The sequence below is a fragment of the Curtobacterium sp. MCBA15_005 genome (assembly GCF_001864855.1).
GTDB classification, from domain to species: Bacteria; Actinomycetota; Actinomycetes; order Actinomycetales; family Microbacteriaceae; genus Curtobacterium; species Curtobacterium flaccumfaciens.
Genome location: NZ_MJGL01000050.1, coordinates 1 through 970 on the forward strand (window position 1 = coordinate 1; position 970 = coordinate 970).

At 70.2% G+C, this 970-nt stretch carries 1 protein-coding gene and 1 pseudogene; one reads left to right on the forward strand and one right to left on the reverse strand.

The window, feature by feature from the left end:
• Positions 1 to 683, reverse strand: a 683-nt coding sequence (gene xseA, locus BIU89_RS13630) for an exodeoxyribonuclease VII large subunit (RefSeq protein WP_071247287.1), incomplete at its 3' end; no start/stop codon positions are given.
• 126 nt (positions 684 to 809) lie between these two features.
• On the opposite strand from xseA, the pseudogene BIU89_RS18960 reads away from it, so the two are divergent.
• A pseudogene (locus BIU89_RS18960) lies at positions 810 to 970 on the forward strand (4-hydroxy-3-methylbut-2-enyl diphosphate reductase); the annotation flags it as partial.

Below are 970 nucleotides of genomic sequence, written 5' to 3' on the forward strand. Positions count from 1 at the left end.
GCACGGACGAGTCCTTCGTCGCTGAAGCCGAGCAGGTTCTGGAAGTCACCGCCGCCGCGGGCGATGATGATGACGTCGACCTCGGGGTCGGCGTCGAGCTCGAGGATCGCCGCCGTGACCTCGCCCACGGTCCGTTCGCCCTGCACGGCCGTGTGCACGGTGCGGAACTCCACCTGGGGCCACCGCAGCTGTGCGTTCCGCTTGACGTCCTTCTCGGCGTCGGAGTCCTTGCCGGTGATCAGACCGATGCGGTGCGGCAGGAACGGCAGACGCCGCTTGCGGGACGGGTCGAACAGCCCTTCCTCGGCGAGGGTGCGACGGAGGCGCTCGAGGCGTTCGAGCAGGTCACCGAGGCCGACGTGCTTCATCTCGACGACCTGCATGGTCAGCGAGCCGCCCTTGACCCAGTAGTTCGGCTTGAGCGCGGCGACGACACGGTCGCCCTGCTTGATGTCCGCCGGCACCCGGGAGCGCACGCTCGACCAGATGGAGAACGACACGGTGGCGTCGACCTCGACGTCCTTGAGCTTGCCGTACACGTTGCCGCCGGCGACGTTCCACTGCGTGATCTCGCCCTCGACCCACGCGGTGCCGAGCCGGTCGATCCAGTCGCGCAGCTTCGCGCCGAGGAGCGCGACCGGCCACGGGTTGTCGGCCGTCGGCGGGCCCTGTTCGATCGCCATGTCGCTCCTTGTCCTGCTGGGACGTCCATCGTGCCCGAGACCGGTGACAGGGGACGGACGTCGTGTTCTCCACAGGCGCCCCGCGCGCCCAGGTCGCGTGCGTGCTGCTCACCTATCATCGGGGACGTGACGATCACCAACGGCCACACGGTCCCGCTCGCCCCGCCGCGTGTGCACGCGGCACGGGGCCGACTGCGTGACGAACCGGTCGCCGGTCCCAAGAAGGTGCTGCTCGCGGCACCCCGCGGCTACTGCGCCGGGGTGGACCGCGCGGTCGTCGCGGTCGA